This window comes from Pseudonocardia sp. D17 (assembly GCF_036984265.1).
Classification (GTDB): domain Bacteria; phylum Actinomycetota; class Actinomycetes; order Mycobacteriales; family Pseudonocardiaceae; genus Pseudonocardia; species Pseudonocardia benzenivorans.
Map to the genome: position 1 here is coordinate 45,002 of NZ_BPRG01000026.1, position 6,932 is coordinate 51,933.

Below are 6,932 nucleotides of genomic sequence, written 5' to 3' on the forward strand. Positions count from 1 at the left end.
CGAGTTCCGTATGCCCGACGTCGGCGAGGGGCTGACCGAGGCCGAGGTCGTGAGCTGGCGGGTCGCCCCGGGCGACACCGTCACCGTCAACCAGATCCTGGTCGAGATCGAGACGGCCAAGGCCGTCGTCGAGCTGCCGTCCCCGTACGCGGGGACGGTGGGCGAGCTGCTGGCCGAGCCGGGGGTGACCGTCGAGGTCGGCACCCCGATCATCGCCATCGAGACCGCCGAGGCCGGCTCGCCCGAGCCGGCCGCCGCGGCGTCCCCGTCGGACGAGGGCGGGGCGAAGATCGGCGAGGCGGGTGCCGACGGGCGGATCGCCACGCTGGTCGGGTACGGCCCGCGGCAGGGGACCGTGGCGCGGCGTCCGCGCCGTGGCTCCCCGGGCGCGGCGGCCCGGCCCGCCGCTCTCGCCGACGCCGCCGTCGCGCCCGCCGAGGTCGAGCCGCCCGCCCCCGAGGCGCCCTCGCAGGCCGCACCCGCGTCGGTCGGGGGCCCCGCTCGGACGCCGGGCGCCGATCCCTGGGGCGACCTCGTCCCGCTGGCCAAGCCGCCCGTCCGCAAGCTGGCCCGCGACCTCGGCGTCGACCTCCGGCAGGTCACGGGCACCGGCGCCGGGGGCGTCATCACGCGCGACGACGTGCAGGCGTTCACCGCGGCCCCCGCCACCGAGCCGGCGGCCGCGGCAGGGCCCGCGGTCGGCCGCGAGGACCGGCGCGAGGCCATCCGCGGCGTCCGGAAGGCGACGGCGGCGGCGATGGTGTCGTCGGCGTTCACCGCTCCGCACGTCACCGAGTTCCTGTCCGTCGACGTCACCGCGACCATGGACCTGCGCGACCGGCTGCGCGCGGGCCGCGAGTTCCGTGACGTCAAGCTGACGCCACTGGCGTTCGTCGCGAAGGCCGTGTGCCTGGCGGCGAAGCGCACACCGGCGATCAACGCGACCTGGGACGCCGACGCGGGAGAGATCGTCTACCACGGCGCCGTGCACCTGGGGATCGCCGCCGCGACCCCGCGCGGGTTGATCGTCCCCAAGATCCGCGACGCCGACCTGCTCGACCTGCGCGCGCTCGCGACGGGGCTGTCCGAGCTCACCGAGACCGCCAGGGCCGGGAAGACCCCGCCCACCGACCTCGTCGGCGGCACGTTCACGATCACCAACGTGGGGGTGTTCGGCGTCGACACGGGGACCCCGATCATCAACCCGGGCGAGGCGGCGATCCTGGCGGTCGGCGCCATCAAGCCGATGCCGTGGGTCGTCGACGGGGAGCTCGCGGTCCGGACGGTCTGCCAGCTCTCGCTGTCGTTCGACCACCGGCTCGTCGACGGCGAACAGGGATCCCGGTTCCTCGCCGACGTCGGGGCGTTGCTGGAGGACCCGGGGGTCGCGCTCACCTGGTGACCTGACGCACCGTATCGCGGTCGTTACCGGAATCGGGCACGCGGACGGCATCCCGTTCGTTGGACGGACATGCCGTACGTGCTGCTGTACCTCGTCGTCGAGATCGTCGCGCTGGTCGCGCTCGGCTCGTGGATCGGTGTCGGCGCGACGCTGCTCGTCCTGCTCGCCGGGTCGATCATCGGCATCGCGCTGGCCCGTCGTGAGGGGCTGCGTGCCGCCCAGGCGTTCAGCCAGGCGGTCCGCGACCGTCGGGTGGCCCACGCCGAGCTCACCGACGGGATGCTCGTGGCCGCGGCAGGCGTGCTCATCTTCGTGCCCGGACTGGTCACCGACGTCGCCGGCCTGCTGCTGCTCGTGCCGCCGGTCCGCAAGCTCGTGCGCAACCGCCTCGTGCGGGCCGCCGAGCGGGCGAACCCGGACCTGCAGCGCGCCCGGATCTACGGCGAGGGCCCGGTCGTCGACGGCGACGTCGTCGGCCGCGACGGCAACCCGGCCGGGGGCGAGGGTGCCGCGGATCGCGGCGTCGTCCGGACGCTCCCCCGCAGCACGGTCGTCGACGGCGAGGTGGTCGGCGAGGTGGTCGGCGAGGTGGTCGAGGGGACCGTCGTCGACGGCGCTCCCGGCGACCCGGCCGACCGTGTCGACGACCGGCGAGACGGCCCGTCCGGGGCGGTCGGCAGGGCGAGCTGACCCGGCCCGCGCGGGCGCGGCGTCCGCGCCGGCCGGCCCGTCGCGGCGCGGCCGGCGCGAACCGGAAGAAGGTCAGCGGTCCTGCACGAACGCGGCAGGAACGGGAGCGTCGTTCTGAGAGGCGTGGGCCAGCCCGACGGCCGTACCCGTCAGTAGGAGCAGGCCCACGGTGCCGGCCAGCAGTGCGCGGACTACGGCGACGGGCCCGCGGCGGCCCGCGCCACGGTCGTGAGGCCGGTCGTTCGGTCGCAGCCGGATCTCGGCCCGGGTGGAGCGATGGAGGCGGTGTCGTGCGCGGCGGCGGCTCATCGAATCGCACCCCTTCCCGATCCGGGGGACCCCGGATGTCGGCGTGCAGCGATTAGGCCGTTCGAGTGTCCATCGTTTGGACGCGAGAATTCCAGTCGACGCGCGTTGTTCACCCCATCGGGGCGGCTCAGGGGATTCGACCGCTCCACAGCGGCTCGACACGCGCCCATTCGCGGTCCCACTGCTCGCTGTCGACCTCGTCGAGTCGCATACGGACAGTCACGAACACGAGGAACAGCGTCGCGAGCGCGACGACGATCCACGCCATTCCCAGCGCGATCCCGACGTTGCGGGCGACCCCCGGCGAGCTCGGCGGCTCCCCGGGTGTGCCCGACCTGTCGACCCAGAGCGTGATCGGTGCCGGGTCGTCGGCGGCCCAGGGCACGACCGTCGTGAGGACACGCCCGTCGGGGGCCACGTAGCGGACGGTCGTCGACGACGTGAGCGCCGCGCCGACCGGATCGACCGGAGGACTCTGCAGCGTGGGGTCGGCGGTCTGCGCCGGCGTGACGATCTGCGCGGCGACGGGGGCGAGCGTCGCGGCCGCGGTGGCGGACCGCTTCTGCTCCCAGTTGTGGGCCAGCATCCCGACGGGGACGGCCAGCAGCACGACGAGGACCGCGGCCGACAGCACGATGCGGCGCAGCCGGGTCCGGGCACGGTCGGTGGGGCGCCGCAGGCCCGCATCGGGCGTCCTCACGGCTGCGGGGTGGTGAGCGCCCACGTCGTCGTGCAGCGGGCGCTCACCCGGACCGGCTCGGGCTCGAGCCCCAGCTCCGTGACGTCGACCTGGCCACGGGCGGCGGCGTCGAACGCCGCGGCCCGCATCATCATCGGTGCCGGCCCGCTGTGGTCGGCCTCGGTCAGCTGGACGAGTGCGCCCAGCGCCGCGCCCAGTGCCCCGGCGTACCCCTCGGCCCGGGTCCGGGCGTCGGCCACCGCGTTGTGCTGGGCCGCGACGAGCGCGGCCGCGGGATCGGCGAGCGTCCAGCGAGGCCCGTCGAGCGAGGCGGGCTCGGCGCTCAGCAGGGCGCCGAGCACGTCCTCCAGCACCGTCAGGTCGGTGATCCGCAGCGCGATGTCCTCCGAGGCGCGGGCGCCCGACTGCTTGCGGCCCCGCCACTCCGTGCCGACGTGCAGCCTGCGGCCGCGCACCTCGACGCCCGCCTTCGCGAGCACGGGCTCCACCACGGCGACGGCGCGCCCCAGGTCCCGGACGGCCGAGGCGCGGTCCTTGCTCGTCGCGGCGAACGACACGTCGATCTCCGCGCGGTCGGCGAGCTGCTCGTGCCAGCCCGTCCCCACCGTCACGATCTGCGGATCCCCCACGACCCCAGTTTGCCGGATCAGCTCGTATCACGGCGTCTAGCAGATCCGTGATACTGCCCTCGACAGTGCGATCGGCCACGTTCCATCCGCCCGTATCCAGTTCTCTCGGATCTCGACTAGAAATGCGTAGACGGGGCGATCGGCGACACGCCATCGGGCTCGATAGCGAAATCTAGGGTCGGCCCAAGACAGCCGGATACCGTCCGATCCATGGACCCGGTCCGCAATCCCTTCGCCCCAGGAGCCGGACAGCGCCCACCCGAGCTCGCCGGAAGGGACAAGGAGGTCGACGCGTTCGAGATCGTCCTGGAGCGCGTCGCACGCGGACGTCCCGAGCGCAGCCTCGTCCTCACCGGGCTGCGCGGCGTCGGGAAGACGGTCCTGCTCGGCGAGCTGCGGTCCATGGCCGTCCGCGCTGGCTGGGGCGCGGGGAAGATCGAGGCGCGCCCCGACGCCGATTTGCGCCGCCCGCTCTCTGCCGCGCTGCACCGTGCGATCCGCGACCTCGCCGTCCGGCACCGCAACCCCGAGCGCGTCGACGAGGTCCTCGGGGTGCTCAAGGCGTTCGCGCTGCGGGCCGCGCCCGATGGCGCCAAGCTCCGGGACCGCTGGCAGCCGGGCATCGACGTCCCCGTCAAGAACGGCCGCGCCGACTCCGGCGACATCGAGATCGACCTCGTCGAGCTGTTCACCGAGGTCGCCGAGCTCGCCGCGGACGTGGGCACCGGCGTGGCCCTGTTCATCGACGAGATGCAGGACCTGCGCCCCGACGACGTCTCCGCACTCTGCGCCGCCTGCCACGAGCTGTCGCAGTCGCGGGCGCCGCTGGTGGTCGTCGGCGCGGGACTGCCGCACCTGCCGGCCGTCCTCTCGGCGTCCAAGTCGTACTCGGAGCGCCTGTTCACCTACAGCCGGATCGGCCGGCTCGACCGCGTCGACGCCGACACCGCGCTGCTGGCCCCCGCGCGGCGCGAGGACGCCGCGTTCGACGGTGAGGCCCTCGACTCCCTCTACGAGCGCTCCGGCGGCTACCCGTACTTCATCCAGGCCTACGGCAAGGCCGCGTGGGACGCCGCGCCCACCAACCCCATCGGCCGTCGCGACGTCGCCGTCGCCGCGCCGGAGGCCGAGGCCGAGCTGGCCGTCGGGTTCTTCGGGTCGCGGTTCGAGCGGGCCACCCCGGCCGAGCGCGAGTACCTGCGGGCGATGGCGGAGCTGTCGGAGGGGCGCGACGAGCCCGTCGTCACATCGGGTATCGCCGACCATCTGGCACGTCGGGCGTCCTCGCTCTCGCCCGCCCGCGACAGCCTCCTGAAGAAGGGGCTCGTGTTCTCGGCGCAGCGTGGTCAGATCGCCTTCACCGTGCCGCACTTCGGTCGCTATCTGTTGACCCAAACCTGAGAGTTAGTTACGCCGAACGAGTGAATCCTCGAAGTCGGGCCAACCGGTGTAACGCCAGGGCCCGCCCGACCGACTCCCTGTACAGCCCCGTGGTGCTGTCGGACCCCCGACCTGGCAGCCCCGCGGGGTTCTTTCTTTTCTCAGGTTCGGGCCCTGCGCCCGGAACGTCGCGGACGCCGGATCCCGCACATGGCCCGGATGGGGTGACCCGTAGCATCTGCCCGGTGCCGGACCCACGCCTCGAGATCCAGATGCTCCACGACCGGGTACTGGTCCGGGTCGTCGAGGGTGCGGGCGAACGGCGCAGCTCCGCAGGCATCGTCATCCCCGCCACGGCGCAGGTCGCGAAGCGGCTCGTCTGGGGAGAGGTGTTCGGCGTCGGGCAGCACGCACGGACGGTCAAGGTCGGGGACCGTGTCCTGCTCAACCCCGAGGACCAGTACGAGGTCGAGGTGCAGGGCTCCTCGTACCTGATCCTGCGCGAGCGCGACCTGCACGCCGTCGCGGCGGAGCGCGCCGAGCACGGCACCGGTCTGTACCTGTGACGCCCGGCCCGCGGGCCGACCACATCTGGTGAAGAGGGGACGACGGAGTTCATGGCCGAGCGCGAGCCCGCGGTCGACGGTGACAGCACGCGGACGAAGGCCGGCCCGACCGCGCCGCTGTCCGGTGACGACCTGTTCGCGTCGCCCACACCGTCCGACGGCGGGTCCACGTCGGCAACGGTGAGCGCCCCGCCCGAGGACGCCTCGTCGCGGGGTCCCGCGTCGCCCGTGGTCGCGATGGTGCCGGGGGCCGACGCGGCCGCGCGCACCGCGCAGAAGCCCGCCGCCCCCGCCGCGGACGCGACACCCGCGGCCCCCGCGGTGAGCGGCCCCTCCACCGGGGCGCCGACGCCCGACGAGGACGGCCGTTCGGAAGCCGCGGCCGCGTGGGCCGGGGCGTCCGCGGCCGCCGGACCGGCATTCGCTACGCCGACCGGCGCCGCCGAGCCCGCCGTGGCCCCTGCTGACGAGGCGGAGCCGACCGCCTCCGACCGCGCGCCGGACGCTCGGGCCGCGGTCACCGCGGAGTCCGCCGCCGCGACGACGGCCGGGGACGGCACTCCCGCCCCGACCGCCGACACCCCGGCACCCGCCGCTCCTGGGCCGGCTGCGACCGGGTCCGGCACCGCCGGGTCCGGCACCGCCGGGTCGGGTGGATCCGCTGCCGGGTCGGCTGCCGCCGGTTCTTCGACCGGGCCGGCCGGGGCCGCGTCCGGTGGGTCTGCTGCCGCTGGAGTCACGGCCGCCGTGTCTTCGGCCGAGCCGGGTGGGTCGGCCCCCACCGGGTCCGCTGCCGCCGGATCGTCGGTCGGGCCGGCGGGGTCTGCTGCGGCCGGGTCTTCGGCCGCCGGGTCTCCGGTCGCTGGGTCGGCCGCCGCTGAAGCCTCCGCCGGAGCCGCTGCCGGACCCGGCACCGCTGGGCCGGGTGGGTCGGCTTCCGGTGCGTCCGCCGCCGCCGGGTCCTCCTCCGGGCCGGCTGGGTCCGCACCCGCCGGGTCGTCCGCCGGGCCCGCCGCCGGGGGCGCCGCTGGGACTGCCGGCGTCGGAGCCGTCGGGTCGTCCGCCGGCGCCGCCACACAGCGGCCCGCTGGACCGGTGTCCGCCACGACCGGGGCCGCGACCGTCGAGCCCGTCCCTGCAGAACCTGCCGCGGGGCCGGGATCCGCCGATGCCGCCGCGGCGCCCGCGTCCGCCCGGCCCGTCACGCCAGGGACGGCTCCTGCCGAACCCGCCGCGGCGGGGCGGGCGCCCGTCGG

General features: G+C 75.2%; 6 protein-coding genes. 4 read left to right on the forward strand and 2 right to left on the reverse strand.

Annotation, left to right across the window (positions count from 1 at the left end):
• The first annotated feature begins 10 nt into the window (after positions 1-10).
• Positions 11-1,402 (forward strand): dihydrolipoamide acetyltransferase family protein, encoded by a 1,392-nt coding sequence (locus tag PSD17_RS03690; RefSeq protein WP_445260988.1) that lies wholly within the window; start codon positions 11-13, stop codon positions 1,400-1,402.
• 69 nt (positions 1,403-1,471) lie between these two features.
• Complete coding sequence (locus tag PSD17_RS03695; protein ID WP_013678577.1) at positions 1,472-2,092, forward strand: FxsA family protein; 621 nt, start codon at positions 1,472-1,474, stop codon at positions 2,090-2,092.
• Between the two features lie 436 nt (positions 2,093-2,528).
• Here the strand turns inward: PSD17_RS03695 and PSD17_RS03700 are convergent, their stop codons facing one another.
• Both PSD17_RS03700 and PSD17_RS03705 read right to left on the reverse strand, forming a co-directional pair.
• Positions 2,529-3,101, reverse strand: a complete 573-nt coding sequence (locus PSD17_RS03700; protein WP_339121546.1) for an Rv1733c family protein — start codon at positions 3,099-3,101, stop codon at positions 2,529-2,531.
• Positions 3,098-3,730 carry an SIMPL domain-containing protein gene (locus PSD17_RS03705; RefSeq protein WP_049803566.1) on the reverse strand — a complete coding sequence of 211 codons (633 nt, stop codon included), beginning with the start codon at positions 3,728-3,730 and terminating at the stop codon, positions 3,098-3,100. The genes PSD17_RS03700 and PSD17_RS03705 overlap by 4 nt, the downstream gene beginning before the upstream one ends.
• Before the next feature lie 210 nt (positions 3,731-3,940).
• Here PSD17_RS03705 and PSD17_RS03710 point away from each other — a divergent pair, with 210 nt between their 5' ends.
• Both PSD17_RS03710 and PSD17_RS03715 read left to right on the forward strand, forming a co-directional pair.
• Positions 3,941-5,131: an ATP-binding protein gene (locus tag PSD17_RS03710; protein ID WP_013678574.1), complete on the forward strand. Its 1,191-nt coding sequence runs from the start codon at positions 3,941-3,943 to the stop codon at positions 5,129-5,131.
• 224 nt (positions 5,132-5,355) lie between these two features.
• Complete coding sequence (locus PSD17_RS03715) at positions 5,356-5,676, forward strand: GroES family chaperonin (RefSeq protein ID WP_013678573.1); 321 nt, start codon at positions 5,356-5,358, stop codon at positions 5,674-5,676.
• The last annotated feature ends 1,256 nt before the right edge of the window (positions 5,677-6,932 follow it).